Origin of the sequence: Mycolicibacterium rutilum (assembly GCF_900108565.1) — a bacterium.
GTDB classification, from domain to species: domain Bacteria; phylum Actinomycetota; class Actinomycetes; order Mycobacteriales; family Mycobacteriaceae; genus Mycobacterium; species Mycobacterium rutilum.
In genome coordinates this window covers 5,423,345-5,448,845 of the sequence record NZ_LT629971.1, presented here as the reverse complement: position 1 = coordinate 5,448,845, position 25,501 = coordinate 5,423,345, and the positions used below count along the sequence as shown (strand labels likewise).

At 69.2% G+C, this 25,501-nt stretch carries 23 protein-coding genes, 1 other RNA gene and 3 pseudogenes; 13 read left to right on the top strand and 14 right to left on the bottom strand.

The genetic code is table 11. The annotated features are described in order from the left end of the window. The first annotated feature begins 16 nt into the window (after positions 1-16). The 3 genes from BLW81_RS26535 (at position 17) to BLW81_RS26525 (ending at position 2,328) form a co-directional block, all read left to right on the top strand. A complete protein-coding gene (locus BLW81_RS26535; protein WP_407662361.1) occupies positions 17-844 on the top strand; it encodes a maleylpyruvate isomerase family mycothiol-dependent enzyme in 828 nt (275 codons plus the stop codon). Positions 845-1,025: 181 nt separating this feature from the next. Then, positions 1,026-1,394, top strand: a transfer-messenger RNA (tmRNA) gene (gene ssrA, locus BLW81_RS26530). A gap of 139 nt (positions 1,395-1,533) precedes the next feature. Then, complete coding sequence (locus BLW81_RS26525) at positions 1,534-2,328, top strand: SDR family NAD(P)-dependent oxidoreductase (RefSeq protein ID WP_268875571.1); 795 nt, start codon at positions 1,534-1,536, stop codon at positions 2,326-2,328. Between the two features lie 14 nt (positions 2,329-2,342). Here BLW81_RS26525 and BLW81_RS26520 read toward each other — a convergent pair whose 3' ends face one another. The 3 genes from BLW81_RS26520 to BLW81_RS26510 are packed head-to-tail and all read right to left on the bottom strand — an operon-like array spanning position 2,343 to position 4,530. After that, positions 2,343-3,248: an acyl-CoA thioesterase gene (locus BLW81_RS26520; protein WP_083409778.1), complete on the bottom strand. Its 906-nt coding sequence runs from the start codon at positions 3,246-3,248 to the stop codon at positions 2,343-2,345. A gap of 26 nt (positions 3,249-3,274) precedes the next feature. Then, positions 3,275-3,835 carry a VOC family protein gene (locus BLW81_RS26515; RefSeq protein WP_235632106.1) on the bottom strand — a complete coding sequence of 187 codons (561 nt, stop codon included), beginning with the start codon at positions 3,833-3,835 and terminating at the stop codon, positions 3,275-3,277. Next, positions 3,832-4,530 (bottom strand): DUF1906 domain-containing protein, encoded by a 699-nt coding sequence (locus BLW81_RS26510; RefSeq protein ID WP_173839753.1) that lies wholly within the window; start codon positions 4,528-4,530, stop codon positions 3,832-3,834. The genes BLW81_RS26515 and BLW81_RS26510 overlap by 4 nt, the downstream gene beginning before the upstream one ends. 143 nt (positions 4,531-4,673) lie before the next feature. Between BLW81_RS26510 and BLW81_RS26505 the strand changes: the two genes are divergently transcribed. Further along, complete coding sequence (locus BLW81_RS26505) at positions 4,674-6,071, top strand: serine hydrolase domain-containing protein (protein ID WP_083409775.1); 1,398 nt, start codon at positions 4,674-4,676, stop codon at positions 6,069-6,071. 133 nt (positions 6,072-6,204) lie between these two features. After that, positions 6,205-6,918, top strand: coding sequence for a DUF4189 domain-containing protein (locus tag BLW81_RS26500; protein ID WP_083409774.1), 714 nt, complete (start codon positions 6,205-6,207; stop codon positions 6,916-6,918). Between the two features lie 89 nt (positions 6,919-7,007). Here the strand turns inward: BLW81_RS26500 and BLW81_RS26495 are convergent, their stop codons facing one another. Further along, positions 7,008-7,772, bottom strand: coding sequence for an SDR family NAD(P)-dependent oxidoreductase (locus tag BLW81_RS26495; RefSeq protein WP_083409773.1), 765 nt, complete (start codon positions 7,770-7,772; stop codon positions 7,008-7,010). 81 nt (positions 7,773-7,853) lie between these two features. Beyond that, positions 7,854-8,117: a hypothetical protein gene (locus BLW81_RS26490; protein WP_083409772.1), complete on the bottom strand. Its 264-nt coding sequence runs from the start codon at positions 8,115-8,117 to the stop codon at positions 7,854-7,856. A 510-nt stretch (positions 8,118-8,627) separates the two neighbouring features. On the opposite strand from BLW81_RS26490, the gene BLW81_RS26485 reads away from it, so the two are divergent. Next, positions 8,628-9,485, top strand: a complete 858-nt coding sequence (locus BLW81_RS26485) for an SDR family oxidoreductase (RefSeq protein WP_083409771.1) — start codon at positions 8,628-8,630, stop codon at positions 9,483-9,485. A gap of 4 nt (positions 9,486-9,489) precedes the next feature. Here BLW81_RS26485 and BLW81_RS26480 read toward each other — a convergent pair whose 3' ends face one another. After that, positions 9,490-10,335: a mycofactocin-coupled SDR family oxidoreductase gene (locus BLW81_RS26480; protein ID WP_083409770.1), complete on the bottom strand. Its 846-nt coding sequence runs from the start codon at positions 10,333-10,335 to the stop codon at positions 9,490-9,492. Between the two features lie 135 nt (positions 10,336-10,470). On the opposite strand from BLW81_RS26480, the gene BLW81_RS26475 reads away from it, so the two are divergent. Together BLW81_RS26475 and BLW81_RS26470 are read left to right on the top strand one after the other, a co-directional pair. Continuing rightward, complete coding sequence (locus tag BLW81_RS26475) at positions 10,471-11,298, top strand: universal stress protein (protein ID WP_083409769.1); 828 nt, start codon at positions 10,471-10,473, stop codon at positions 11,296-11,298. A gap of 85 nt (positions 11,299-11,383) precedes the next feature. After that, positions 11,384-11,797 (top strand): pyridoxamine 5'-phosphate oxidase family protein, encoded by a 414-nt coding sequence (locus BLW81_RS26470; protein WP_083409768.1) that lies wholly within the window; start codon positions 11,384-11,386, stop codon positions 11,795-11,797. Positions 11,798-11,801: 4 nt separating this feature from the next. Here BLW81_RS26470 and BLW81_RS26465 read toward each other — a convergent pair whose 3' ends face one another. Beyond that, the gene (locus BLW81_RS26465; RefSeq protein ID WP_083409767.1) at positions 11,802-12,068 is read right to left on the bottom strand and encodes a hypothetical protein; all 267 of its coding nucleotides are present in this window, start codon (positions 12,066-12,068) and stop codon (positions 11,802-11,804) included. 63 nt (positions 12,069-12,131) lie between these two features. Here BLW81_RS26465 and BLW81_RS30315 point away from each other — a divergent pair. Continuing rightward, a pseudogene (locus tag BLW81_RS30315) lies at positions 12,132-12,203 on the top strand (hypothetical protein); the annotation flags it as partial. On the opposite strand, the pseudogene BLW81_RS26460 reads toward BLW81_RS30315, so the two are convergent. The 5 genes and pseudogenes from BLW81_RS26460 to BLW81_RS26440 form a co-directional block, all read right to left on the bottom strand. Beyond that, a pseudogene (locus tag BLW81_RS26460) lies at positions 12,182-16,492 on the bottom strand (HAD-IC family P-type ATPase); the annotation flags it as partial. The pseudogenes BLW81_RS30315 and BLW81_RS26460 sit on opposite strands and share 22 nt — an antisense overlap. 38 nt (positions 16,493-16,530) lie before the next feature. Next, complete coding sequence (locus BLW81_RS26455; protein WP_083409765.1) at positions 16,531-16,920, bottom strand: hypothetical protein; 390 nt, start codon at positions 16,918-16,920, stop codon at positions 16,531-16,533. Between the two features lie 81 nt (positions 16,921-17,001). Next, the gene (locus BLW81_RS26450) at positions 17,002-17,838 is read right to left on the bottom strand and encodes an SDR family oxidoreductase (protein ID WP_235632104.1); all 837 of its coding nucleotides are present in this window, start codon (positions 17,836-17,838) and stop codon (positions 17,002-17,004) included. 13 nt (positions 17,839-17,851) lie between these two features. After that, positions 17,852-18,685, bottom strand: a complete 834-nt coding sequence (locus BLW81_RS26445) for a mycofactocin-coupled SDR family oxidoreductase (RefSeq protein WP_083409764.1) — start codon at positions 18,683-18,685, stop codon at positions 17,852-17,854. A 6-nt stretch (positions 18,686-18,691) separates the two neighbouring features. Beyond that, positions 18,692-19,417 carry a carboxymuconolactone decarboxylase family protein gene (locus tag BLW81_RS26440; RefSeq protein ID WP_083409763.1) on the bottom strand — a complete coding sequence of 242 codons (726 nt, stop codon included), beginning with the start codon at positions 19,415-19,417 and terminating at the stop codon, positions 18,692-18,694. Between the two features lie 74 nt (positions 19,418-19,491). On the opposite strand from BLW81_RS26440, the gene BLW81_RS26435 reads away from it, so the two are divergent. Beyond that, positions 19,492-20,181 (top strand): TetR/AcrR family transcriptional regulator, encoded by a 690-nt coding sequence (locus BLW81_RS26435; RefSeq protein WP_083409762.1) that lies wholly within the window; start codon positions 19,492-19,494, stop codon positions 20,179-20,181. Between the two features lie 16 nt (positions 20,182-20,197). Here the strand turns inward: BLW81_RS26435 and BLW81_RS26430 are convergent, their stop codons facing one another. After that, complete coding sequence (locus tag BLW81_RS26430) at positions 20,198-21,058, bottom strand: alpha/beta fold hydrolase (RefSeq protein ID WP_083409761.1); 861 nt, start codon at positions 21,056-21,058, stop codon at positions 20,198-20,200. Then, the gene (locus tag BLW81_RS26425) at positions 21,055-21,627 is read right to left on the bottom strand and encodes a TetR/AcrR family transcriptional regulator (protein WP_083409760.1); all 573 of its coding nucleotides are present in this window, start codon (positions 21,625-21,627) and stop codon (positions 21,055-21,057) included. Before BLW81_RS26425 ends, BLW81_RS26430 begins: the two co-directional genes overlap by 4 nt. A 112-nt stretch (positions 21,628-21,739) precedes the next feature. On the opposite strand from BLW81_RS26425, the pseudogene BLW81_RS30095 reads away from it, so the two are divergent. The 3 genes and pseudogenes from BLW81_RS30095 to BLW81_RS26410 all read left to right on the top strand — a co-directional run. Next, a pseudogene (locus BLW81_RS30095) lies at positions 21,740-21,925 on the top strand (SDR family oxidoreductase); the annotation flags it as partial. Positions 21,926-22,038: 113 nt separating this feature from the next. Then, a complete protein-coding gene (locus tag BLW81_RS26415; protein ID WP_083409758.1) occupies positions 22,039-24,258 on the top strand; it encodes an acyl-CoA dehydrogenase family protein in 2,220 nt (739 codons plus the stop codon). 17 nt (positions 24,259-24,275) lie between these two features. Further along, the gene (locus BLW81_RS26410; RefSeq protein WP_083409757.1) at positions 24,276-25,499 is read left to right on the top strand and encodes a thiolase family protein; all 1,224 of its coding nucleotides are present in this window, start codon (positions 24,276-24,278) and stop codon (positions 25,497-25,499) included. Positions 25,500-25,501: the final 2 nt, after the last annotated feature.

Sequence of the window (25,501 nt, the reverse complement as noted above, 5' to 3'; positions counted from 1 at the left end):
GGTGCCGCCGTCTAGCATCGGACCGGTGATCCTCCTCGACAAATCCGCGGTGCTCGACGGCCTGTTCGCGCAATGGGACGCGATCGACGACGTCGTCGGGGACCTCGCCGAAGCCGAGTGGCAGGCGCCGACATCGCTGCCCGGCTGGTCGGTGCGCGACGTGGTGGCGCATGTGGTCGGGACGGAGTCGATGCTGCAGGGGGCGCCGACACCGCAGGCCGACATCGACGTGTCGACGCTCGCCCACGTCCGCAACGACATCGGGGTTCTCAACGAGCTGTGGGTCCGTGAGCTGAGCGTCCTGCCGGCCGGCGAGTTGCTGCAGCGATACCGCGATGTCACCGCCGAACGCCGCGACGCGCTGGCCGCGATATCCGACGACGACTGGAACACCGAGACGTTCACACCGGCGGGTCCGGACAGCTACGGCCGGTTCATGCGGGTGCGTGTCTTCGACTGCTGGATGCACGAGCACGACATCCGCGACGCGCTCGAGCGGCCGGCGACGGACCCGACCGGCAGCTCGCCGGAACTCGCGCTCGACGAGTTGACCGCGAGCATGGGCTTCGTGGTGGGCAAGCTGGGCCGGGCGCCGGAGGGGTCGCGGGTGTCGATCGTGTTGACCGGTCCGCTGGGCCGGACCATCAACGTGGCTGTCGACGGTCGCGCCCGGGTGGTCGACGACTTCGGTGGCGACGAGCCGACGACGACGATCACGCTCGACGCGCTGCTGTTCGCGCGGCTGGCGGGCGGACGGCAGGCGCTGGACCACGGCGTCGTCGGCTATGGCGGCGACCAGGCCGTCGGCAGGCGCATCGTCGAGCACCTCAACTTCGTGATCTGAGCCGCTCGGCCCGCCGACTGTGAAACCATGGTCAAATCTGGGCCGATTTCTCGCCCTGAGCGCACACTCGCGCACCGGCTCGACGGCCGCTCGGAAGAAAGCGGTGGAGGCCGGCGTTGATATTCGTGTACCATGAGTAGTCCTGCCTTCGCGGCAGGGTGATGTTTCGACAACACAACAAGGGGCTGAACGGTTTCGACTTCGAGCGTCGAATCAAGGGAAGCGTGCCGGTGCAGGCAAGAGACCACCGTAAGCGTCGTTGCAACCAATTAAGCGCCGATTCCAATCAGCGCGACTACGCCCTCGCTGCCTAAGCGACGGCTGGTCTGTCAGCCCGGGAGCGCCCTCGGCCCGGATCCTGGCATCAGCTAGAGGGACCCACCCACGGGTTCGGTCGCGGGACCTGTGGGGACATCAAACAGCGACTGGGATCGTCATCCTGACTCGTCCGCGTGATCAGGAGATCCGAGTAGAGGCATAGCGGACTGCGCACGGAGAAGCCTCGAGGGAACGCCGTAGGACCCGGGTTCAATTCCCGGCAGCTCCACAACGAGAGTGGGCCAGAGCGATTGCGCTCTGGCCCACTTCTCATTTCATGGCTTTGTTGCCGTTCGGCGAGGCTACGATTCCTGGCTGGGGGCGTCCGCACGGGTATCGCTTCGCATCGGCGCACAAGGGGGAACAACCGTATGGCGACCGAAGCGACGGCAATGACCCGCGGACCCGGACGTCTCGCCGGAAAGTCCGCGGTGATCACCGGTGCGGCATTCGGCATCGGCCGCGCGACCGCCGTGTTGTTCGCGCGCGAGGGCGCGCGGCTGGTCGTGACCGACATCCAAGGCGGGCCGCTGCTCGCGCTGGCTGACGAACTACGGCAAACCGGCGCGGAGGTCGAGACGGTCGTCGGTGACGTCTCGGTCGAGGACGACGCGGGACGGATGATCAGGGCGGCGACCGACCGCTACGGGCGGCTCGACGTGCTGGTCGCCAACGCCGGGATCATCCCGCTCGGCGACGCGTTCGAGGTCTCCGCCGCCGACTGGGACGAAGTGATGGCCATCGACGGGCGCGGCATGTTCCTCACCTGCAAATTCGCGATCGAGGCCATGCTGCCGACCGGGGGCGGCGCCATCGTGTGTCTCTCCTCGATCTCCGGGCTGGCCGGACAGAAGCGGCAGGCGGCGTACGGGCCCGCCAAGTTCATCGCCACCGGCATGACCAAGCACCTGGCGGTCGAGTGGGCTGACCGCGGGATCAGAGTCAATGCCGTTGCCCCCGGAACCATTCGAACCGAACGGGTCAAGCGTCTCCCGGAAGAGCCGGGTGGCTCCGAGTACCTGGCGGCGGTGGAAAGCATGCATCCGATGGGCAGGATCGGCGAACCGGCCGAAGTCGCCAGCGCCATCGTCTTCCTCGCGTCCGACGACGCCTCCTTCATCACCGGCGCCGTGCTGCCCGTCGACGGTGGATACCTCGCGCAGTAGCGCGTGCGTCCGGTTCAGAGCGGGCGGATCAACATCTCCTGCGCCGTGCTGGCGACGGTGTGGCCGGCCGCGTCGTGGATGACGCCGCGGATCAACGCCCGGTGTCCGGTGATGGCCACCGTCTGCTGGGTGTAGAGATGCCACTCGTCGAACCGGACGGGACGGTGCAACCACAGCCCATGGTCGAGGCTGACCGCGGTGATCGACCCGTAGTCGGCCGGGTCCGGATGGTTACGCATCGCCATGTCCAGCATCAGGTAGTCACTGGCGTAGGCGAGCATTGCGGCGTGCAGCGCGGGCTCGTCGCCGATCGTGCGCGGCACCCGCATCCAGTGCGAGCGTGGCGCCGGCGTCTGTCGGCCGCCCAGGAAGCTCGTCGGTTCGGCGATGCGCATCTCGATCGCCGGCGGGACGTCGACCCAGCTCTGCGCGTTCGTCCGCAACGACGCCGGCACCTGGTGCACCCAGTGCTGCAGCAGCGGCATCTCCTCGGGTCCCGGGACATCCGGCCGGGGCGCGTCGAGCACCGGCTCGTCCGGGTTGGTGTGAAACGACGCCATGGCCGTCAACAACGTGCGCTCGCCCTGCGCGACGGTGACCTGCCGGGTCGCCATCGACCGCCCGTCACGCACGACATCGACGGCGATGTCGACCGGCGTGTCCGAGGCGCCGGTCTGCACGAAGTAGGCGTGCAACGACGCCGGCGCGTGCTGCTCGACGGTGCGCGAGGCCGCGTACAGCGCCTGCGCGAGCAGCTGACCACCGAAGATCCGGCCGAACCGGTCCCGCTCGTTGTCGGCCCGAAACCGATTGCCGCCCAACGGCTCCGGCGTCAACGCGCGCTCAAGGGTTTCCAGCGAAGTGAGTACCGCCTTTTTCAGCGCGGTGCCCTGCAGCGGACCCGTCAGGTCATCTGTCACGAGGTGGATCCTGCCAGACGCCGATCTCAGGGCACGCGGTAGCCGTCGCGGGTCATGATGCGGACCGGGTCGCGGCCGTCCCAGTTCGCGCAGGTCTCGGAGATCGCACGCAGCTGGTCGACGAACGTCGGCGGGCCCGCGACGACCTCGGTGTAGAAGCCGAAGTCCGCGACCGTGTCGATGTAGGCGACCCGCAGCCCGCCGCCCCTACTCTGCGCGACGACCGGATAACCCAGCGATACGAAGTGGGCGACCTTGCCGTCGTAATCGTTTGTCAGCGTGGCGATCTGGTGCACAGCGCTGGTCCCTCCGCGGCTCCAGTCCGAGTAGACGCTCGGGGTTTCGCAGTGCTGCTGGATCAGTTCGATCTGAACGGGCCCGGCCTGCGCGACGGCGACCTGGATGCGGACGGTGCGGACCTCACCGCCGTAATCGGCTTGTTGCTCACCGACCGGAAGCACATGGAACGGGCCGACGCCGAACGTGCGTGCCCACTGGGCGGCCGCGGCGAGCACGTCGTCGACGACATGGCCGATTTGGAAGAACCGGAAGTCACCGTCGGGCCACGGCTGTTCGAACAGCCTCACGTCCGGTCGAGGTCCCACTGGCCGAAATCGGCTGCCAGCACCTCGTTTTCGTCGACGTGAGTCCCGCCCATGGCGATACCGGGCTCCGACCCGCTGACCACCACGGCCTGGTATAGGACGGCTCTGGGGTCGCGCTCACCGCCAGACCAGGCCCTCGTCTGCCACGCCCACCAATGGCCGTCGCTGGTCGAGCGCCCGATCACCCCGTCGTCGATCGCCCAGCCACACACCCCGACGTGCCCGTACACGCCGGTGCGGTTCACCCCGATGACCGAGTTGATACCCCGAAGCCATTCTACTGCAACCGTTTTCCACGTATCACCGTCGATGTCCTCGTCGATGCTGAAGAAAATCGGCGCCGACGGCGGACCGCCCGCCGCCGTGTGCAGGCGCACCGCGGTCTCGGCGTCGGCGACACCACCCTCATACCCGCGCGTGTAATCCGACGGCGTCGGCCACCCCGGCTTGCCGTACTGGTAGCAGCTGGCGACGTGCAAACCTTCGGCGCGCAGCGAGTCCGCATAGGCGCGCGTGACGGGTTTGAAGTCGAAATCGGCGCCCGGACGCAGCTCGGACACGTAGACCAGCGCGCCGTCGTAGCCCGCTGCCTTGATCTGATCGGCGGGCACCTGCCGATGGGTGAAATCGACCACCCGCAAACCCTGCGCGGACGCCGTCGGCATCTGCGCGGCCATCAGGAAAAACGGCGCTGCCGCAGCGGATTTGAGGACATCACGGCGCGACGGGCGGCGTTGTCCGTCAGCCGGGGTATGCACGTCGCGATGGTAACAACATCTCGCAGCGGAATCGTCGGGAACGCCCTAAGCTGGCGACGGCGATGAGCAAGCTCGACCTGTCTGCGCGCGCAGCCGCGGTGCTGGGCGTCCTCGTGCTGGCCCTGACGTCGTGCGGCAACCCGCCCCCACCTCCGCCGTCATCGCAGACACCGGCTCCGGTCTCCGCGGCACCGGTCCCGCGCGCCGCACCGACGCCCGACATCCCGGAGATCTCGCGGCTGATCAACGACGCGATCGCCGCCAACCGACTCCCGGGCGCCGTGGTGGCGGTCGGGCATGCGGGCCGCGTCGTGTTCCAGCGGGCTTACGGTGTGCGCAAGCTCGCCGGCGAACAAGATCTCGACGGTGCGCCCGGACCGGCCGAACCGATGACCGAGGACACCGTCTTCGACATCGCGTCGTTGACCAAACCGCTGGCCACCGCCACCGCGGTGATGCAGCTGTCCGAACGGGTAACCGTATCGGTCGACGAACCGCTTCAGACCTACCTGCCCGCGTTCAATCCGTCCAACGATCCGCAGCGGGCCCGAGTGACTGTGCGGATGCTGCTCACCCACACCTCGGGCCTGCCCGGCGATCTGGATCTGCGCGACCCGTGGGGCCTCGAGCACGCCGACAAGGCCGAAGGTGTGCGGCGCGCGCTCACCACGCCGCTGCAGTCGAACCCCGGCGCGGTGTTCCGCTACTCCGACATCGGCTACGTGCTGCTGGGCGCCCTGGTCGAGACGCTCACCGGCGAGGCCGAGGACGTCTACGTCCAGCGGGCGGTCTTCGCGCCGATCGGGATGACCGACACCCGGTACCTGCCGCCGGCCAAGGCCTGTGGGCCACACGAGATCAGGGGAGCGGCGATCGCCTGGGCACCAGGGCGTGCCCCGGCCGCCTGTCCGGCGGGTACGTGGAGCACCGATCTGTTGCCCCACATCGCACCGACCGCCCGCGACGAGGAGAGCAGGGCCGACCCGGGCCGCAACCCCGACATCGACCACCTGCTGCGCGGCACCGTGCACGATCCGACCGCCCGCCGCATGGGCGGAGTGGTCGGCCACGCGGGCGTGTTCTCCACCGTGGCCGACCTCAACCTGTTCGCGCAGGCCCTGCTGGATCGGTTGGCCGGCCGACGGAGCACGTTCCCGCTCGAGCGGTCGACCGTTCAGCTCATGACATCGCCGCAGCAGCCGGATGGCCCCGATCTGCGCGGTCTCGGGTGGGACATCGACACCGCACACTCCCGGCCGCGGGGGACGATCTTCCCCGTCGGCACCAGTTTCGGGCACACCGGCTTCACCGGTACCTCGCTGTGGATCGACCCGGCGTCTGACAGCTACGTGGTGTTGCTGACGAACGTGATTCATCTACGGGGTAGCCGCCCGGTCTCCGATCTGCAAGGTGACGTGGCGACGGCCGCGGCGCGGGCGCTGCACTTACCCGGCGGATAGGAGAACCTGTCTTTGTCGCCGCGGGTTCTCACCTTTCGGCGATTCTCCGAACTGCTTGTGCCAGGCGACTATTGCCGCACAGGGTGACCACCCACCACCCTGACCACCTATCGAGCAGCATCAGGAGAACATCATGACCACCATCACCAGGGGCCGACGCGCCCGCAGCACCGCCGCCGTCGTACTGGCCGCCGCCGCGACCACCGCCGGCATGATCGTCGCCGCTGCGCCGGCGCACGCCGCCGACCAGTACATCGCTCTCGCAGTCGGATTCGTCAACGAGAATCCTCCCGTCACGATGGCCGGAGGCTCGGGAATCAACTCCACCGAGGAGGGCGCCGCGATGAGCGCGCTGACCAACTGTTCGGGCAACGGCGCCGGCCACTGCGCCGCGCAGGTCATCGCGAAGAACGAATGCGCCGCGGCCGCGTCGAACGACTACGGCGAGCGCACCGGGGCTTCTGCCGCAACGCTTTCGGCCGCCCAGAGCAAGGCCAAGAGCCTGCTGCAGAATCAGCAGGGCGCGAAGATCATCGTCTCGGGCTGCGCGAACGGTTCCACGCCGCCGCCGCCGAACGACCCGCCGCCGCCTCCGCCCGCGCCGAAGCTGGGTCCGACGGTCTCGTTCAACACGGTCATCGGCGGGCTGGAAGCCCACATCACCGATCGCAGCGGGGTGTCGTCGCAGTGCACGTACGCGACCGACAACTTCAACCGCAGCTTCGGGCTGGCCGCGAACTCGACCTACGACCTCAGGATCGTCCCGGCCGTTCCGCGGTTCCGCAATTGGACCGTCACGATCACCTGTGACAACGGGACCAGCACGACGGCGACGACCTACTTCTGAGTCACCGCCGGATCCGCCCGGGCCGTCCCTGCACGGCCCGGGCGTGATCGTGTCCCGCCTGAGTCTGGCCGCGGCGCCGGTCTCCGGCATCAGGTGATCGTGACGCCGCCGTCGACGACGATGGTCTGACCGGTGACGTAGCCGCCGGCCGCCGAGGCCAGCCACACCACCGTGGCTGCCAATTCCGCGGGATCGCCCATCCGCTTCAGCACTCCGCGGCGGGCCAGCGTCTCCTCGAGGTATCCCGGCGAGTATTCGTCGGTCATCTCGGACTCGAAGAAGCCCGGCGCAATCGCGTTGACCCGGATGCCTTTTCGTGAACCCCACTGCTGCGCGAGGTCGCGGGTCAAGCCGACGATCGCGGCCTTGCTCGCGCTGTAGGCGGCTTGCGGGAGCCCCGCGGTGGTCAGGCCCAGCACGCTGGAGATGTTGACGATCGAACTTCCGGGTTGCATCACTCGTCCGCAGGCCTGCGCGGCCCAGTACGACCCGTGGAGATTGACGTCGACGACCGTGCGGAACTGCTCGGGCGTCTCGCGGACTGCGGGTACGGCGGTGCCGACACCGGCGTTGTTCACCAGTACGTCGACGCGGCCGAACTCCTGCATCGCGGCGTCGACCAGCGCCGTGCACTGGTCGGGATCCACCACGTCGGTCTGCACACTGAGCGCGCGCCGACCGGCCTTCTTGACGAGTTCTGCTGTGCCTTCGAGTTTTTCGACCCGCCGGGCGGCCAACACGACATCCGCGCCGGCCTGCGCGCACGCCTCGGCGAACGACACGCCCAGGCCCGAGGAGGCGCCGGTGATGATGACGACCTTGTCGTCGAGGCGGAACCGGTCCAAGATCGTCATCGTTCTCCTGTCGCTCGTAAACGTCGCAACGAAGAATACGGTCCGTCCGAAGGCGTACGACGGGCCCGGCGGATCGACCGGTCAGGGTTCCTTGGCGTAGCGCTGCAGGAACACCACCGCGACCAGCCCGGACGTCACGCCGATCACACCCCACAGCACCAGTGGCACGACGAGCGAGACGGGGGACCAGCCGACGGTCGAGAACGTCGCAGCGGCGTAGAACAGCCAGAACACTCGGTAGAGCGACCAGATCGCGGTCAAGCCCGCGGCGATGCCGATGGCCAGGCTGTAGTTCCGGTCCACGCGGCTCACCTGATCGTGGATGCGGCTGGGCACGATGTTCATTGCTTTTCCTCTCGTCACACGACGCCCGGCGGCGTCGTTGTGACTCGAGTACAGGCGGCGTCGGCGGCTACCGATCCCAACTAGCAGGTGGTCAGCCCACGGCCAACAAGACGGACAGGAAGGCAATCGCGAAGATTCCTGCGGCGATGCCCACCCAGAGGGCGGAGCTGACCCGATCGGTCGGCGGGTGGGGATCGTGGCTCATGTCCGATCTGTGCCCGATGTCCGCGGGCCCAAAACGTCTCCCGTCAGCGGAACTCCCGGCGACATGGTTGCTGGTCTCGCCGGGAGTTCGCGCGGAGCCGGCCATTGTCTCGTCTCGGGGGCGGGCCCACCTCAGGTATAGCCCCTGATCTTGGCTGCTGTACAGGCTTACGCCGATAAATTGACGGAAACGTAATAGTTTGGGTCCGGCCCTGTGCTGCTGCCGCTCCGACGGGGTCGTTACGCTGCCGTCGACGCCGGGCGCAGCGTCGCGGCGAGCAGCAGCGGCGAGGGCAGGGGTCTGTGATGGGTGTGTACGTGGTGACCGGCGCTGCGTCCGGAATGGGACGTCAGGCCGCGGACAAGCTGCGGGCGGCCGGGCACACGGTGATCGCGGTCGACGTCAAGGAGGGCGACGTCGTCGCGGACCTGTCCACCGAATCCGGTCGCAGTCAGGCCGCCGCGGCGGTGCTGGCCGCGGCCGAGGGCCGGTTGGACGGCGCGGTGATGGCAGCCGGGATCGGGCCGACGCCGAGCGCCGAGGGATTGCGCCGCATCGTCGAGGTCAACTACGGCGGTGTGGTCGACCTGCTGCAGGCGTTGCGGCCCGCGCTCGCCTCGTCGGGTAACGCGAAAGTGGTTGTGATCGGGAGCAATTCAACGACGACCACGCCGACGGTGCCACGGCGCACGGTGCGCGCGCTGCTCGACGGGGACTTGGCCAAGGCGGCGCGTTCGCTGCGCCTGCTCGGGCCGGTCGCACCCGCACTCGGCTACGCCGCGTCGAAGATCGCGGTCTCGCGCTGGGCGCGGCGCACGGCCGTCACCCCACAATGGGCCGGTGAGGGGATCCGCCTCAACGTGCTTGCCCCGGGCGCGATCATGACCCCGCTGCTCGAGCAGCAGCTGGCGTCGCCCCGAGAGGCCAAGGCGGTCAACGCGTTCCCGGTACCGGTGGGTGGTTTCGGCGACGCCGGGCAGCTCGCCGACTGGATGTTGTTCATGCTGTCGGATTCCGCCGACTTCCTGTGCGGCAGCGTGATCTTCGTCGACGGCGGATCGGACGCGTACTTCCGCGCCGCCGACTGGCCGGCCAGCGTCCCGCTGCGACGGCTGCCCGGCTACCTCTGGCGGTTCGCGCGGTTCGGCCGGTCGCGGCGCTGAGAGTTCAGAACTTCGCGACCGCGCCCGCGTCGACCGGCAGCGCAGCTCCGGTGATGTACTGCGCCTCGTCGGAGGCCAGGAACAGCACGGCGTTGCTCACCGCCCGTGCTTCGATCAGCGGCTTGGGCAGCATGTGGAAGTGCCCGATCACCGCGACCGCGTCGTCCATCGTCGGCTCCGCCAGATCGGGGCGCACAGTGCGACGGAAGTGGTCGTTGTCGATCATCGGCGTCAGGATGTTGCCCGGATGGATCGAGTTCACCCGGATCCACTGCGGCGCGAGTTCGTTGGCAAGGGAGTTCATCAGGCCGACGACGGCGTGTTTGGCCGACGCGTAATGGGCCATGTAGCCGCCGCCGCGCAACCCGAGCATCGAGCTGACCAGGATGATCGACCCGCCGCCGTTGGTCATGTGCGGCAGCGCCGCCTTGACGGTGTGCCAGACGCCGGTCACGTTGATGTCCATCATCGTCTGCCACGCCGACTCTTCGATCATCGCGGCGGGGGCGGGGCTCGCGCTGATCCCGGCGTTGGCCACCACGATGTCGATCGCACCGAGTTCGCCGACCCCGCGTTCGAGCGCGGCGCGCAGCCCGTCGAGATCGCGCACGTCGGCCGTCGCGACGAATGCCCGTCTGCCGGATTTCTCGACGAGCGCCGCGGTATCGGCGAGGTCCGCCTCCGAGGGGCCGGGATAGCCGGCGGCGGCGATGTCGTCGCAGACGTCGACGGCGATGATGTCGGCGCCCTCTTCGGCCAACCGGACCGCATGCTCGCGGCCCTGGCCGCGCGCCGCGCCGGTGATGAACGCGACCTTGCCGGCTACCCTGCCGACCGTGTTGCCCGCCATGACGACCTCCGATGCTGGTTGACCGATCACACGGTAGTGCCGAACGCCGGGTGATGACCGCAAATGGGGACTTCGGACTCTCGTCGTCTGGGTACTGGACCGACGATCCTGGTGTCGATGATCGGAGAAACGTAGATGCCGCTCGGAGCAACCCCACACGGTGTCGTCGTCGCTGTCGATGGTTCACCGAGCGCGCGGGTGGCCGTGGATTGGGCGGCGCGCGAGTCCGCGCTGCGCGGGTCACCGCTGTCGATCGTCCATGTCGGGGAGGTGTCCTCGGCGCACGGCTTTCTCGAGGATGCCGTGGAGGTCGCGGGTCGAGCCGTTCGCGGCCGGGAAGTCGGCATCACCACCGAGATCCTCGCCCCGCCGGTGGTTTCCGCGCTGGTTGACGTGTCGGACGGTGCCGAGATGCTCGTGGTCGGGCGGCGGGGGATGGGTCGCGTCGGACGACAGCTGCTGGGGTCGGTGAGTTCGGGGCTCGTGCGCCACGCGAAATGTCCGGTGGCCGTGATTCACGACGAGGATCCGCTGATGCCGCACCCCGACAGAGCGCCCGTCGTCGTCGGGGTCGACGGCTCGCAGGTCTCGGAGGCCGCCACCGGCATCGCGTTCGCCGAGGCAGCGTGGCGCCACGTCGACCTGATCGCGGTCCATGCGTGGAGCGATGTCACGGCCGCGGACTTGCACGAGGGCAGCTGGCCCGACCTGCAGCGTCACGCCATGCAGCTCCTCAGCGAACGCCTCGCGCCGTATCGCGCGCGCCACCCCGACGTCGATGTGCGGCGGGTCGTCGTCATGGACCATCCGGCCCGTGAGTTGCTCAGACAATCGGAGGAAGCCCAGCTGATCGTCGTCGGCAGTCACGGCAGGGGCGGGTTGGCCGGAATGCTCCTCGGGTCGGTGAGTGCTGCTGTCGTGGAATCGGCGCGCATGCCCGTGCTGGTGGTCCGGGACGGCTGAGGCACTGTCACAGTTGCCGTTCGGTCTCTCATTCAAGGACTTCAGTCACTTCCGGGAACCAACCGGGTCGCCATAACGTGAGGCCATGTCGATTGAAAGCCAGCCCGTGTCCATACTGCCGGTCAGTGAGTGCTGGGATCTGCTGTCGAGCGTCGCGCTGGGCCGGCTCGTGACCAGCGTCGACGGACAACCCGAGGTGTTTCCGGTGAACTTCACGGTGCAGCATCGGACTGTGCTTTTCCGGACGGCCGAGGGTACCAAGTTGGTCAGCGCGATGATCAACAACAACGTGCTGTTCGAAGCCGACGATCACAACGTTGCCGAGGGCTGGAGCGTAATCGTCAAGGGCAGTGCGCGCACCCTGCGCACCGATGATGAGATCGCCGAAGCCGAACGCGCGCAACTGCTTCCGTGGACGGGGACGGCCAAGCAGCATTATGTCCGAATCAAGCCGCTCAGCGTCACCGGTCGGCGCTTCGTGTTCGGCGGTGGTGCCTAGACCGTCACGCGTCTTCGAGTGCCTCGCCGATCTCGTGTGCCACCCGGTTGTGCTCGTTCTGCATCAGCACATGACCGGCGGCCAACGCCAGGGCGATCGGCCACTCGATGATCTCCACGGCGGCAAGCACCCCGAGTGTTCCGTAGAAGGCCAGTTGTTCGGGCCGCGGGATCCGCACCCGGCCGACCACCGGCAGGTCAACTGAGAACGACTGCGCTCGGCGTACTCGCTCGACGGCATCGCGGTGCGATGTGGGGGAGGATTCAGCCATCGGTCACCTTCCGGTCATGGCGAATTGGGCCTCTCGACGGGCACTGTGGGGAGCGTCGAGGACATGTCTGCACCGTCCTCCGATCCCGTGGCAGTGGTATCCGGGTTGCTCGCCGTCCCGCTGCGCGAACTGTATGCGGTGCTGTGGCGGTTGGGTGTCGTCGACATCGACGACTGATGGCCCAGCAGTCGCGGGCCGACGCCGGCCGCGAGCGTGGCCGCCGACGCGATCGTGATCGCCTGCGCCCACCCCAGCGGACCCAGCGGTGTGCACCCCAGCATCTGGCTGATCCCCGGCGTGCTGATCACCGCGCCGAGCGCCGCGAGCGAACCGAGGGCAGTCCCCACGACGAGGGGGCTGTGCGAGTCGAGCAGCGTCTGCCCGAGTTGTGTTGACACCAGCGCGATCAGCGACACCGTCGACGCCCGCCGGGGGGTCAGCGTGAACCCGGCCATCAGCCACGCGGTCGTCGCCGCCGCGGCGGTCGTGGTGCCGCGAATCGCGACCGTGCGCCACAGCGCGGCCTGGTTCGGCCCGGCGCCATCGGACGGCGTGACGGCGGGGCTGACGGCGAGCGCGGCGGCCGGCAGCGCATCGGTCATCATGTTCACCAGCAGCAGTTGCCGCGCGTTCAGCGGCGACGATCCCGTCAACGCCGATCCGATGATCGAGAACGCTACCTCGCCGGCGTTGCCGCCCAACAGAACTGCCACCGCGGCCTGCACCCGCCGCCACAGTTGCCTGCCTTCGTCGAGCGCGTCGACGAGCGCGCCGATGTGCCCGTCGAGCAGCATGACGTCGGCGGCGGTGCGGGCCGGGTCGCTGCCGCGCGCCGCCACCCCGATGCCGACCGTCGCCGACCGGATCGCCGCGGCGTCGTTCGCGCCGTCGCCGACCATCGCGCACACCTGGCCGATTCGTTCCAGCGTCTGCACCACCTGGACCTTGTGCTCGGGTGTCATCCGGGCGAACACCAGCCGCTCGCGGACCGCGGCCTCCTGCGCGCGCCGCGACATCGCGTCCCAGTCCGCCCCGCTGATCACCTGGTCGGCGGTGACCGCCATGCCGAGTTCGGCGGCGATCGCGGTCGCGGTGATCGGATGGTCGCCGGTCAGCAGCCGCACGCCGATCCGCTGTTGCCGCAACGCTTTCAACAGTGGTGCCGATTCTGCGCGCGGAGTGTCGGACAGTCCGAGCAGGCCGACCAGTTCGAGCCGTTCCCTACAGAGTCCGGCCAGCGCGTCATCGCCGCGTCGTGCGGCGGCCGCCTCACGCGCGGACACCGTGCGGCGTGCGACGGCGATGACCCGCAGCCCGGACCCCGCCATTTCGTGCAGCGCGCGGCTCACCGCCGGGTCGGTGTCACCGCACGCGGCCAGCACAACCTCCGGTGCGCCCTTGAGGCAAAGCTGTCTCTTGTCGAGCGACGCCGAAAACGGGCGGCCCGACCGGAACGGCAGATACGTTGCGCCACTAAATTTTTGGTGAGGCGGACCGGCAGCGATCACCGCTGCGTCGGTGGCGTGCTCGTGCCGTTCGCCGTTCTTCGGTGGGGTGGCACGGGCCGCGCACGCCAGAACGTCGTCGCGGTCGACGCCCGGTGCGGCGTGCACACGGGCCACGCGCAACCGGTTCTCGCTGAGCGTGCCGGTCTTGTCGAAGCAGACCACCCCGACTCTGCCGAGTGCTTCCACCGAACGCGGGCTGCGCACCAGCACGCCGGCCCGGGTGAGCCTGCGCGCGGCGGCTTGCTGCGCCAGCGTCGCGACCAGCGGCAGGCCCTCGGGAACCGCCGCTACGGCCACCGCGACGCCGCTGCTCACCGCCCGACGCAGCGGCGCCAGGCGCAGCACACCCAGGCCGGTCACCAGCGCCCCGCCGGCGAGGCTGAACGGCAACGCGCGGTTCGTCAGATCCTTGAGTTGGCTCTGCAATCCGACGGCCGACTTCTCGGGCGACGGCAGCTGGGCGGCGCGGTTGGCCTGGGTGCGGGCGCCGACCGCGGTCACCACCGCCACCGCAGTGCCCGCGACGACGGTGGTGCCGGCGTGCAGCATGCAACTGCGCTCGGCCACCGCCGCGCCGGGAGTCGCGGCCACCTGCTTGGGCACCGGAAGCGACTCACCGGTCAGCGACGACTCGTCGACCTCGGTGTCGGCGGCGTGGATGATCCTGGAGTCGGCAGGTACCACCTCGCCGGGCCGCACGTCGATCAGGTCGCCCGGGCGCAGCCGTGCGGCGTCGACGGTCTCCTCTCGGCCGTCGGTGAGGCGCCGGGCCGGCGGATCCTGCACTGCCAGCAGGCGGCTCAGCAGCCGCTCGGCGCGGACCTGCTGAGAGGCCGCGAGCACCGCGTTGCCGGTGAGCACCGATCCGACGAGAACCGCGTCGACGGGCGAACCCAGCAGTGCGCTGGCCGCAGAACCGACGGCCAGCACCGGGGTCAGCGGGTCGGCCAGTTCACGGCGCAGCGCGACGGTCAGATCCCTGGCCAGCCGGTACGCCGGCCCCGCGACCTGCTGTACTGCGCCGGCTGATGCGGTCGCGGTGGCACTCAACCGCGAACGTGCTTGTGGTTCCTCGGTTCTGGGTGGCGGCAGGTGCTCCTGAACCTGTTCGGCGGTCATGGCGTGCCATTCCAGCTCGGGTGCGTGGTTCGGAACGTCATCACCGAGCGCACCCCTCGCCAGCAGGGTGCCGATCATCAAACCTGCCGCGGCGCCCACGGTCACCGGGCCCGGTCCGCGGCCGCGCACCCCGGGCACCATCAGCAGCCCACCCAACATCGAAGCGCTGGTGGCTAATTCGACGCCCTGGCGGCTGGCCCTGCGTGCCGCCGGCAACGCGTGCGCGATCCGCCATACGGCGGCAAGGTCGGGTGCCAGCAGGTCGGCGGGCCATGGCGGCGGGTGTTCCTCGGAGAGCAGACCGATCGCGACATCGGCGGCCGACAACGCCTCGGCCGCCACTGTCGACAGCACGGCGACGACCCTTCCCTGTCGTTGCAGCTCGCGGACCGCCTCGGCCAGTGCCTGCTCCAACGATTCGCCGGCGGCGACGAGCTCGTCGAACGAGGACCGCAGGTCGTCGAGGTCGTCAGCATCCACCGAGACCAACTCCGCACCGCCGCGCCGGATCTCGCGCAGGACCGGTGCCGCCAGCGGCCGGCATTCGTGACGGATCAGCACCTGCGCCGGGCCGTCGCCGTTGGCGTGCAGGGGTGCGCGATGCCAGCCGACCGTGGACCGCTCCCGCGCCAGATTGTCCTGTGCCCATTGCCATACCGCTGCGCGATCACCGTCGGCGACCCCCCGCGTCCGGCCGATCCGCAGCCGGTCGGTCAGCAGCGTGCGCGGATCGACGACGACGGCGTCGACCCGGTCGAGTCGGCGGATCGCGCCGGTGTCGAGGGCGATGACGCCGTGCCGGTCGGCCAGCCCGCGCCCGAGCGTCGCCGCGAACCCTTCGCGCGCGTTGCGAGCGGCCTTCGGGGTGGCGACCATCGCGGCCGTGGCCGCCGTGTTGAGGTTGCGGGTGGCGACTCCGACCGCGGCAGCGGCGATGCCCTGGGCCCGCCCGCTGCGGTTGAGATGCCGTTCGATCGGTCCCGGTGGCAGCGGGCAGGGACGGGGTTTTGCGCTGTGGTGGTCGTCGTGCGGGGACGTCGCGAGGTCGGGTTCGCGGCGCCGCCACGACTGCGCGAACGCGAACGACTCCGCGGCCTGAGTCAGGTGCCGCACCGCCTCCACGGCCAGCGAGCTCGGCGTCTCCGTCAGCGTGTACACGGTCGCCGCGGCCAACGCGATGGCCGTGTCGGCGGCGGTGGTGCCGAGGCGGTCCTCCACGGCCGCGCGCAGCTTGGGCTGATAGTCGATCGTGGTGACCGCACCGGCGAGTCCGGAGGGCAGCCCCGGCCACCTCAGCACGCGACCCGTTGCGGCCGCGCACAGCCCGACGGTGTTCGCGGCAGCGCCGATCAACTTGCCTTTCAACACGATACGGTCGGCTGGCAGATCGGACGCGGGGCGCGTGGAGACGCCCGCGTTCCGTTCGGCGGTCGCGATGACACGGCAGAGCCGGTCCAGCGGCGGCGCGTCCTCGTCGACCGTGACCACCACGCGGGACAGCGCGTGATTGAGACCGGCCGTGCGGACGCCGGGTTCGCCCAGCAGGGCTTGCACGACGTCTCGGCCGAGCGCGCGTCCGGTCTCGCCACCGAGCCCGCGCACCTCGATCCACCAGCGGTCCTCGTTGCGCCAGCAGCGCCTGCTGGGCGAACCGCCGACCATCTCCTTGGCGAGGGCGGCGACCGCGCCCATCGACTCGCCGGCCAGGATGTCGAGACCGGGTGCGGCGGCCACCTTGGCGCCGATCTGCAGGGCACTGTTCGCGCACACCGCGGTCACCGCCACCGGGGCGGTCATGACCGTTGTCGCGGCTCCGGCCAGCCGTCCGAGGAGGCTCACCTGCTGCCGCGCCGCGACGGCGAGGCCTTGGCGGCCGGCCGCTTGGATCTCGTGGCCGTCTTGCGCGTGGGCGGGGGATCGTCGGCGGTTTCGGGGATGGCCGGTTCGGTGTGCCGGTTGAGCTGGCGGATCACCAGCGCCGCCCCGCCGACCGTCAACAGCACCGGCCACTCCACCAGGCCCGCCGCGCCGACCGCGCCCAGCGTCAGCGCGGCCGCAGCCGACGAGCGGCTCCCGTCGTCGAGCCCGCGGCGGACACCGGCCGCGACGCCCTGCACCCCGCCGACCACCCCGCTGACCGCGGCTCCGCCGACCGCCCCGGCCGCCGCGGTGGCCGTGTCAGCGGTTTTCGTCACGATCCGGGCGGCCGTCGAAACGATGTTCATCGGGGACTCCTCGCGCGCATATTGACCGCATAGTCATTCCCCGAAATCGCCGCGCTATACCCTGCGCATCGGTTTCGCGTTCTACGGCTGCCCGCTGCGGCAGCGGTTCGACCGATCAGTCCCCGAGTGCAGCGATCTGCCTGGCCAGAAACCTTTCCCAGTCCGAAGCGCGGTCCACCAGCATTTCGACGATCTGCGGGTGTGTGACGACCATGAATGTGTTGTCGACGACCGCATCGACGATCTGCGCGCCGACCACTTCCGGCGCAAGAACCGTGACTGCTCACCGGGCAGGCCCGTCTTGACCGGCGGGCCGAACGTCGGCGGCATCGAGGACAGGATGTTGGTCGCCACCGGCCCGGGGCACACCACGGTGACGCCGATGCCTCGCGGCTGCAGATAGAGCCGCAGCCCTTCGGACATCTGCACGATGGCGGCTTTCGTGGCGGCATAGGGCAGCCGGTCGTAGGAATAGCTAAACAGTCCGGCGAAGGAGGCGGTGTTGACGATGTGACCGCGGCCCTGGCGCATCAGCACCGGCAGGAACACGGCGTTGCTGCGGACCACGGACATCAGGTTTGTGTCGATGATGCGTTGCCATTCGCTGACCGGCAGGTGGTCGGGGCGCCCGCTGGTCAGTACTCCGACGTTGTTCATCACCACATCGACCCTGCCGAAGCGGTCGACGGCGAACTCCCCGAGCTCGGCATGAGCGTGCTCGGCGGTCACATCGCATACCACCGCGGCGGCCTGTCCGCCTGAGGAGGCGATCTCTTCCGCGACTCGCTCGGCCGCGTCCCCATCGATGTCCGCGACGACGACGCGGGCGCCACGCGCGGCCATCGCGTGGGCGCTGGCGCGCCCGATTCCGCTTCCCGCGCCGGTGATGACGGCGGTCGCATTCTTCAGGGCCGTCACGGTCGACTCACCCTCACCGGACGGAGAAGCCGGCGTCGAGCGGCCACTGGGTGCCGGTGATGAATCTGGCCTCATCCGACACCAGGAAAGCCACCGCGTTGGCGATGTCTTCAGGTTGCAGGATGGGCAGCGGCAATGCGTTCTCCATCCCGGAGATCGCGTTCTGACCGCCCGCGGCTGCGTGCGCCATCAGCTCCGCCATCGCTTCGTTCTGCGTCATCCCGCTCAGCACCCCGGTGGGGTGGATGGTGTTCACCCTTATCCACTCCGGGGCAAGGTAATTGGCGAGGTTTTGCATCAGTGCGACAACGCCGCGCTTGGCGGCGGCGTAGGCGTTGCCGCTGGCATTGAGCGAAGCGGTGCCCTTTAGACCCGCCGTCGAGCTGGTGATGACGATCGAGCCGCCCCGCGCGCCGTCGCGCATGACCGGCAGAGCGGCTCGTATGGTCTGGTAGACGCCGGTCAGGTTGATGTCGATGACGTCTTGCCAGTCGGCCATGAAGTCCTCGGACTCGCCGGCCAGCCGGATGATCCCGGCGTTGGCGATGATGATGTCGATGCGACCGAACCGATCGGTTCCGGCCTGAACCGCGGCATGCATGTCGTCGAGTCGGCGGACGTCGCCCTTGCAGGCGAGCATGCGGCGTCCTTCCTTTTCGACCAGCCGCTCGGTTTCCTCGAGGTCCGCGAACGTCGCATTGGGATACGTCATCGACGGGATGTCCTCGCAGATGTCCACGCCGAGGATGTCCGCGCCGGCGCGGGCCAATCGCACGGCATGCGCCCGACCTTGGCCCCTGGCGGCTCCTGTGATGAACGCGACCCGTCCCTCGAGTGAATTCGTCATTGCTTGTCAACCTTTCGCTCGCGCAGCGGAGATCCGCTGCCAGGACTCGTCTGCGGCTCGCTGCAGCACCCTGCCCCTCGGAAAGCCGCTGTACGCGGAGAACTGGAGGATCACCTCGTCCATCTCGGTGCGGGTGAGATCTTTCGACTCGAGCGCGGAACCGACGTGTGAATAGATCGGGCCGAGGGCGTCGGAGACTCCGACGCTGGCCACCGTGATCAACCGGCGCTCGCGCCGCCCGAGGCCCGGCCGCTGCCAGAGATGTCCGAAGACGAACGCCAAGATCCCCGCCTGGAAGTACGGTGAGTCGCGCGGCGGGGCGGGCAGCAGATTCACGTCGACGAAGCACCGTTCACCCTCGGCGAGCCGTTGCGCGTGGTCCGTGGTCCCGAGGGACTCTGCCGGCAACTCCGGAAGTTCCGGTGCGGCGTGTCCTCGCTCCGCGGCCAGCCGAGCCGCTTGGGCACGCGCGGATCCCTCTGCCTGTGAGCCTTTCGGCCAGCCGCAGTAGACCGCGAAGTGCAGAACGAACTCCAGCAGTTCGTTGAACGCAATGTCGCCGCTGGCGAGCGCGGCGTACATATGTGCGTCGATCTGGTCGACGGGCTCGGCGGCGCAGACGCACGTCAGTGTGACGAATCTGCGGTCTCGCCTGGTCAAACCTGGTCGCGACCACACCCGTGCGGCGAGCGGGTCGGAATCCATGACGTCTGCGAAAGGTCGCGCCCGCATCGCACCTCCTATAAGTCGAATGCCTGAACATTAAGTCGATGGACTTAGGATGTCCAGTGTGAAACTCTGGTGCGGTGACGGAGACGGTCTCGGGCGCGGTTAAGCCATCGGCCAAACAGCAGCTGGTCCTGACTGCTGAGCGGCTCTTCGCGCAGCGGGGCCTCGACGGAGTGCCGCTGCGTCAGATCGGCATCGAAGCGGGCATGGCGAACAAGTCCGCGGTGCAGTACCACTTCGGATCCAAGGAGCGCTTGGTGCAGGCCATCCTGCTCAACCGTCTCGAGCAGCTGACTCGCCACCGCGAGTTGCTGCAGGCGCGCGCGCCGGTCGACGATCTGCGTCGAGTCGTTGAAGCGCATCTGTTGCCGCTGATCGAACTGGCGGAGGACCGCGACTGCTTCTATCTGCCGTTCTTGGAGCAACTGTTGCGCCACGACTACTCGGTCAGCCCGCTGGACGCGCTGCCCGGTGAGCATCGCGAATCCCACGAGCGGTATGTCAACAGAGTCGGAGCACTGATCGAGCATGTGCCGGACACGTTGCGTCACAACCGAATTCACCAAGTATCCGCTATGTGTCTACACGCATGCGCCGACCGGCAGCGCGCGTTGTCGTTCGGTGCGCCCGTGGTGGGCTATGCGGTGCATGTCAGCGCGCTGCTCGATGGTTTCGTCGCGTACCTCGCCGCCCAGCCGTCACCTGAGACGCTCGACGCCATGGCCGGTGCCGAACCGGTCCGCCCGCCGATCAGGGCACTGCCGTAGGACGGACCGCAGCGGATCAGTGACGCAGGAGGAAGTCCACCACCGCGTCGGCGAACAGGTCGTTGCGGTCGCCGGCGACCATGTGGCCGGCGCCGCCGACGTCGACGAACTCGACACCAGGGAACCGCTGCAGGAACGCGTGCGCACGCTCCTCGGTGACGAGGTCGCTCATCTGTCCCCGCACCAGGAGCATCGGGACACCATCGGCGAGGATCGAGCCCACCGCGCGGTGCATCCGCTCGGCGTCGGTGACCTCGATCGGCGGTGCGGCGGCCGTACCGTCGATGAATTTGGGATCCCAGTGCCAGTACCAGCGGCCGTCGCGCTCGCGCAGGTTGGTGCGCAGCCCGTCGAGATCGGCCGGCCGGCGCCGGTGCGGGTTGTACTCGGCGATCGCGTCGGCGACCTCGTCGAGCGATGCGAAGCCCGACCGCATCCGGTCGGTCATGAACTCGTGGATCCGCGACGCCCCGACCGGATTCATCTCGGGCACGATGTCGACGAGCACGACCGCGCGCGCCACTCTCGGCGCGACTTCACCGGCGAGCAGCATCGCGGTGAACCCGCCGAGTGACGCACCGACGATCGAGGGTTCCGGCGGCAGGTGCTCGAGCACCCGCACCACGTCACCGGCGAAGCGCTCGACCCGGTAGTCGCCGTCGGGGGAACAGTCGGATTCCCCATGGCCCCGCAGATCCACGGTGACGGCCTGCCACCCGCGCTCGGCGACCGCGGCCGCCGCTCGCCCCCACGACCGGCGGGTCTGGCCGCCGCCGTGCAGGAACACCACCGCCGGTGCCGACGGATCACCGAGCCGGTCGGCGACGACGCCCACCCCGTCTTCGCCGACGACGCGGAACACCGACGGCGATCTCATCGCATCAGTCCAGCGAGCACGGTCCTGACAATGACCTCGGCCCTGGCGGACGGGTACGACCGTCCCTCGTTGAGGATCGCGTACACGATGCCGCCGACGATCGCGTCGGCCGCGGCAGCGGAGGTCGGCTCGGCCAAACCTGCCGCCGACAACCGAGATTCGACGCCATCGTGCAACGGCACACTGAACGCCTCGTACATGCGGGCTTTGGTGTCGGCGTGCTCGAGCCCGGCGACGGTCAGCACGCGCAGCATCGCGTTGCCCCGCGCGGTCGTCAGGGTGGCCGCGAGCCGCGTCGCCCACCGAACCAGATCGGCGGTGAGGTCGTCGGTGTGGCCGACCGGGTGCAGGATCTTGTCGGCGTCGGCGAGCAGGACGTCGGCGACCAGCGCGGGCCTGCTGGGCCACCACCGGTAGATCGTCTGCTTGCCCACGCCTGCCCGCGCCGCGACGGCCTCGATGCTCAGTCCGTCGAACCCCCGCTGCAGCAGCAGCTCCCTGGTCGCCGTGACGATCGCCGTGCGCGACCGCTCGCTGCGCCTGCGGGGCGTCTTCGCCTCGGTGACCATGGGTGACTCCGCGGGTAGTCGGATCTGTCTTTACAGATCGTGACACCACACCATAGTGTTGGCAAGACGAGACGTTGCGTCTCGTGAGCGGAGAGGATGGCGACATTGGCCGGTGACCACGACGAAACTCGTCATCGGCGCCAGCGGCTTCCTCGGCTCCCACGTCGCCAAGCAGTTGGTCGCCCGCGGTGATGACGTCCGGGTGCTGCTCCGCTCCACCAGCTCTACGCGCGGCATCGAGGGGCTGGCCGTCGACGTCTGGCGCGGTGACCTCGTCGACCCCGACACTGTGCGCTCGGATCACTCGAAGGCGGTCCGCGAGTTGGGTTGGGAGCCCTCGCCCACATGCGAGGCGATCATCGCCGCCGCCCACTTCTTCCGCACGTCGCACCCCACCCGCACGGAGTACCGATGACCCTCGCCCTGCGTCCCGAACAACGTGAACTCACCGAGGCGGTCGCTCAATTCGCGGCCCGGCGGGCGCCGCTGAGCAGCACCCGGGACACCTTCGCCTCACTCGGCGACGGTCAGCTGCCGTCCTGGTGGAACGAGTTCGCGGCCACCGGCTTTCACGCCGTGCATCTGCCGGAGCGATGCGGAGGCCAGGGCGGTGGCCTGCTCGACGCGGCGTGCGTGCTGGAGGCGGCCGGCAAGGCGGCGCTGCCCGGGCCGCTGCTGCCGACCGTGACCGCGGGCGCGGTGGCCCTGCTGGCCGACAAGTCACCGCCGGTCGAGGCGCTGCTGGCACGCCTGGCAGAGGGCGCCCCGGCGGCGCTGCTGCTCCCGCAGCACTCCGGCGCCACCGCGCGCCGCGAGCGCGACGGCTGGTCGGTGACCGGAACCTCGGAGTTGACGGCCGGAATCTGTTCGGCCGCAATCGCTGTGCTCGGTGCCGTCACCGATGACGGTGAGACGATCTGGGTGGCCGTCGACACCGCGAACGTGGCGGCCACCGCCGAACCCGTTCCGGCCACCGACCTGCTGACCGACCTCGGCAGGCTGCGGCTCACCGGCTATGCGGTCGGGCAGGACGATGTGCTGGCCGGCATCGTGACCGACCGTGCCGAGTATGTGAGCACCGCGCTGACCGCGAGCATGGCCGCCGGCATCATGCAGTGGTGCGTGGAAGCCGCCACGGCACACCTGCGCACCCGTGAACAGTTCGGCAAGCTGATCGGCACCTTTCAGGCGCTGCAGCACAGCGCCGCAATGCTGTTGGTCAACAGCGAACTGGCCGGCGCCGCTACCTGGGACGCGGTGCGGGCGGTCGGCGAACCGATCGAGCAGCACGCCATCGCCGCGGCCGGTGCCGCGTTGATGGCCGTCGCCCCGTGCGCCGATCTGGTGCTCGACACCCTGACGATGTTCGGCGCCATCGGGTTCACCTGGGAACACGACCTGCACCTGTACTGGCGGCGCGCCACCAGCCTGGCCGCATCGGCCGGCGCCCCGAACCGGTGGGCGCGGCGCCTCGGCGCGGCGACCGCCACGCAGGAGCGCAACTTCTCGGTCGACCTCGGCGACGCCGAAGCCGAGTTCCGTGCCCGCGTGGCCGAGACACTCGACGAGGCGGCCGCACTGCGCAACGACGGACAGGGCCGTCAGGGCGACTACGAGCATTTCGCCATTGGACCGCAGCGCACCGCGATCGCCGACGCGGGTCTGATCGCACCGCACTGGGCGCCGCCGTGGGGTCTCGACGCCAGCCCCCTGCAGCAGCTCATCATCGACGAGGAGTTCACCAAGCGGCCATCGCTGGTGCGGCCGTCGCTGGGCATCGCCGAATGGATCCTGCCCTCGTTGATCAGGGCGGGATCCGAAGAGCTTCAGCGGCAACTGATTCCGCCGACCCAGCGCGGAGAGCTTGCCTGGTGCCAGCTGTTCAGCGAACCGGGCGCGGGATCGGATCTGGCCGCGCTGGCCACCAGGGCGACCAAGGTCGACGGCGGCTGGCGGATCAACGGGCACAAGATCTGGACCTCGTCGGCGCACCGGGCCGACTACGGCGCGCTGCTGGCCCGCACCGATCCGTCCGCCCCCAAACACCGCGGAATCGGCTACTTCATCGTCGACATGCGCTCGCCCGGCATCGACATCCAGCCGATCAAGCAGGCCAGCGGCGAGGAGGAGTTCAACGAGGTCTTCTTGGCCGACGTGTTCGTGCCCGACGAGATGCTGCTCGGCGAACCCACCGGCGGATGGGCATTGGCGATCGCCACGATGGCCGAAGAGCGTTCGGCCATCAGTGGTTACGTGCAGTTCGACCGGGCCGCGCCGCTGCGCCGCCTGGCCGGCGCGGACGGCGCGGTCGACGACAACGTGCTGCGCGAACTCGGCGAACTGGACGCCTACGCCAACGCCATCAAGGCGCTCGGCGTGCGCGAGACGCTCCGGCTGCTCGACGGGCAGCCGTCCGGCGCCACGTCCAGCATCGCCAAGGTCGCGATGAACGTGCTGCTGCGACGCACCTTCCCGGCCACGCTGGCGTCGGCGGGCCGATCGGCCATGGCCGCGGAATCCGACGTCGTACCGCCATATCTGCGGGTGCCCGCCGAACTCATCGGCGGCGGCACCAAGGAGATACAGCTCAACATCATCGCCCAGATGATCCTCGGCCTGCCCCGCAAGTGACGACGAAAAGGACACGCATGGGACCACGACGGAAGGGACTACGCGGTGACGCCGCCATCGTCGGCTACGTCGAACTGCCACCGGAGCGACTGAACAAGGCCACTCCGGCGCCGTTCACCCTGGAGCAGTGGGCCGAACTCGCCGCCGCGGCGCTCGAGGACGCGGGGCTGCGGGCGGATGCGGTCGACGGGATCGTCACCTCGCACCTGGCGGAGTCCGAGATCTTCGTCCCGTCGACCATCGCCGAATACCTCGGGGTGCGCGCCAACTTCGCCGAGATCGTCGATCTGGGCGGGGCGAGCGCCGCCGCGATGGTGTGGCGCGCCGCCGCGGCCGTCGAACTCGGGCTGTGCGACGTGGTGGTGTGCGCGCTGCCCGCGCGCTACATCACGCCGATCTCGGAGAAGAAACCCAAGCCGCTGGTCGACGCCGTGTTCTTCGGCTCGTCGAGCAACCAATACGGCTCTCCGCAGGCCGAATTCGAGATCCCATACGGCAACCTCGGCCAGAACGGGCCATACGGTCAGGTCGCCACCCGCTACGGTGCGGTGTACGGCTACGACGAACGCGCGATGGCCAAGATCGTGGTGGACCAGCGCGTCAACGCCAACCACACCGAGGGTGCAATCTGGAAGGACAAGCCGCTCACCGTCGACGACGTGCTCGCGAGCCCGGTGATCGCCGACCCGCTGCACATGCTCGAGATCGTCATGCCCTGCGTCGGCGGCGCCGCGGTCGTCGTCGCCTGCGCTGACGCCGCCAAGCGCGCCCGCAACAGACCGGTGTGGATCAAGGGTTTCGGCGAGCACGTACCGTTCAAGACACCTACCTATGCGGCCGATCTGCTGCACACCCCGATGGCCGAGGCCGCCGAAACAGCGTTCGGCATGACCTCGCTCGCCCGCACCGACATGGACATGGTCTCGATCTACGACTGCTACACGATCACGGTGTTGCTGTCGCTCGAGGACGCGGGATTCTGCGAGAAGGGCAAGGGCATGCAGTTCGTCACCGACCACGACCTGACGTTCCGCGGCGACTTCCCGCTCAACACCGCGGGCGGCCAACTCGGCTTCGGGCAGGCGGGTCTGGCCGGCGGCATGCACCACGTGTGCGACGCCACCCGGCAGATCATGGGCCGCGCCGGCGCCGCGCAGGTGAGCGACTGCAACCGCGCGTTCGTCTCCGGCAACGGCGGAATCCTCTCGGAGCAGACCGCGCTGATCCTCGAGGGAGACTGACC